4 protein-coding genes are annotated in these 2,251 nt (G+C 54.6%); 2 read left to right on the forward strand and 2 right to left on the reverse strand.

The window, feature by feature from the left end:
• A partial coding sequence (locus AV929_RS10550; protein WP_230458881.1) for a DEAD/DEAH box helicase family protein occupies nt 1–639 on the reverse strand: 639 nt, incomplete at its 3' end.
• Nucleotides 640–701: 62 nt separating this feature from the next.
• On the reverse strand, nt 702–1,061 hold the full coding sequence (locus tag AV929_RS10555; protein ID WP_064288229.1) for a hypothetical protein: 360 nt from the start codon (nt 1,059–1,061) through the stop codon (nt 702–704).
• Nucleotides 1,062–1,121: 60 nt separating this feature from the next.
• On the opposite strand from AV929_RS10555, the gene AV929_RS10560 reads away from it, so the two are divergent.
• Together AV929_RS10560 and AV929_RS10565 are read left to right on the forward strand one after the other, a co-directional pair.
• Nucleotides 1,122–1,982, forward strand: coding sequence for a hypothetical protein (locus AV929_RS10560; RefSeq protein ID WP_064288230.1), 861 nt, complete (start codon nt 1,122–1,124; stop codon nt 1,980–1,982).
• Between the two features lie 78 nt (nt 1,983–2,060).
• Nucleotides 2,061–2,228, forward strand: coding sequence for a hypothetical protein (locus AV929_RS10565; protein WP_064288231.1), 168 nt, complete (start codon nt 2,061–2,063; stop codon nt 2,226–2,228).
• Nucleotides 2,229–2,251 lie beyond the last annotated feature (23 nt).

Here is a 2,251-nt window from a genome sequence, read left to right on the forward strand (position 1 = left end):
TGCAATCGTCATCTCGGGGATCTGCTGATATGTCGGCGCTGGTAAGTGGTGTACCTCGTCTACAACGAGAAGCCCGAACTGATCGCCATACTCGTTGATATAGCGGTAGGCAGAGTCGTAGGTTGTCACCGTGATGTCCGCTATATTATGGCTGCCACCACCGAGAACGCCCACGCCGTCTGGGAGCTGGTCACCGAAAGCGTTGGTGAGAGTCGCGTGCCACTGGTTCATCAGGTCGATGGTTGGCACGACTACGAGCGTACTCACGCCCGCGTCCGCGATAGCTTGGACGGCGAGGAACGTCTTCCCGCTCCCTGTTGGAAGAATGACACTCCCCTGTCGGCCATTGTCCTGCCACGCCGAGAGAGCGTCTTGCTGGTACTCCCGTGGTTCGATAGCGACAGACGGTGTGAGATAGAAGTCTGAGTAGGCACGAGCGTCGTCCTCTATCTCATCAACAGTCGCCGTGGATTCTTCGAGGGTCACTTGTCCATCGGACTGGGTTGCCCACTTTCGAATGGGACGATAGTGCTGCGCTTGCGCCCGATACTCGTCGACGCGATCATCCCATTCGGCATACGGCACAGCGTCAGGAGCGTCTTCAAGCAAAAGCGTGCCATCATCGAATGAGAGACGCATTCAATTCTCTCTATGCAGGTGGGATACTTGTCCTTGCTGGGGTAACATACCAACAGGGAGGACTACATTGGAATGTCGTCAGCGATTGAGCGAAGGTCGCTCTTTGTCGGCTGCCGTCCAATGTCGACGGAGTAGTCGCCGACCCAGAATCGAAACTGCTGGTGGTCAACATCGAAGTGGAGTCCACAGGAGACATCTGGTTCTGCCTGCTCGTACTCGGACTTGCTCACGTTCTCGCCCTCTTGAAGCGTCTCAAGCAGGTACTCGGCGGCGTGTGGGCGTTGCTTCATCGCCAAGATATGCTCGGTTGCCACGTGTTTCAGCACTTCTCCACCTGTGTCGTATCTGTCGCCGACCAGATAGAATTCTCCGCTGAACTCGTAGGATTCAACGTGGATGCTGAGAGCATATGTCTCGGCCATACGTGATTGTCGTCATTCTGTGACACAAACATTACGCCCCAGTTGGTGTTAGGACAAGTAATGACAACAGACCGCCGCCCTGACAAAATTGAACTGGATGAGCTTGATCAACAGTTAGCGAGCGCTGACGACGGAGATGTGACCGCCCTCACACGGGCAGTCGCAACGTACGAAACGCGGTTATCGACCGCACATGAGGACGGAGAATCCGACCGCTACCGTCGTATCTCAAGAGCCTATCGAGAACGACTCATCACCGTGCTTGACGACGCAATACAGACCGAAGGGTGGGAGATCCTCGAAGAGTTTCTCAACGCATACCATCCAGAGACAACTGATGGATTCCCACACGTGACGACAATCCTCCAGAACGTCACTGGTCGCTACCTCATCCGTACCCGACTGTCGGATAGTGTCGATGCTATTCCCGTTCCCGCTCTGGCGTTCTTCAGTTCGATTCTCGACCAAATTGAGGGAGATGGATACGATTTCATTAGAGAGGCACTTCATCCGTACGGCTGGGGAATCGGGCATCCTGACCACTCGGTTGCGGACAACATCCATCAGCACGCCTCAACAGGTCTTCCACTCGTGAATGCGATGCTCGAACACGCGTTCTACGCCGACCAGCATTCAGCGATAGAACTGCTGGAGCAACTGATCAATGACGAAGCAGTTCGACAGACGCTCCCATATCGGTCTGGCAAGATCTCGGGACCACGGTACCTGTTAGATGCTCCCGCCGGTGCGGTCAGCGAATTTAGCCCGACAATTCCACGGTACTGGGAGTGGCAGGAGGACCTTGACTACGAGTTTGTGTTAGACGCGGATGTCGAGAAACGGATTCGAGATATCGTGACTGAGGAAGGGATTGACGGCGACTTGCCCACCGACTGGACGATTGCTGACCTAACCCTGTGATGTGCCCTACCGCTGAATCTGAAGCTTAGGGAGTGAGTCGACAATATTTAATTGTTCGAGTGTTCGCTTTCTGAATGTATGACTGATCTGATAGTCAAATCTGGCGTACGGGAGACAGTGAACGACCACCCAATCTCGGCGGACTTCTACGAAGCTCTGGACGAAACGGTTGAAGAACTACTTGAGGACGCCGCTCGCCGAGCCGAAGCGAATGAGCGACAGACAGTGATGCCACAGGACTTGTAGGCGTATCTCTACGGAGACACTGA

It is taken from the genome of Haloarcula sp. K1 (assembly GCF_001647155.1).
Lineage (GTDB): Archaea > Halobacteriota > Halobacteria > Halobacteriales > Haloarculaceae > Haloarcula > Haloarcula hispanica.

Bases quoted from the DNA above. Each gene is read 5' to 3' on its own strand.
- AV929_RS10555 (WP_064288229.1), bottom strand. From the start codon at position 1,061: ATGGCCGAGACATATGCTCTCAGCATCCACGTTGAATCCTACGAGTTC.
- AV929_RS10560 (WP_064288230.1), top strand. From the start codon at position 1,122: ATGACAACAGACCGCCGCCCTGACAAAATTGAACTGGATGAGCTTGAT.
- AV929_RS10565 (WP_064288231.1), top strand. From the start codon at position 2,061: ATGACTGATCTGATAGTCAAATCTGGCGTACGGGAGACAGTGAACGAC.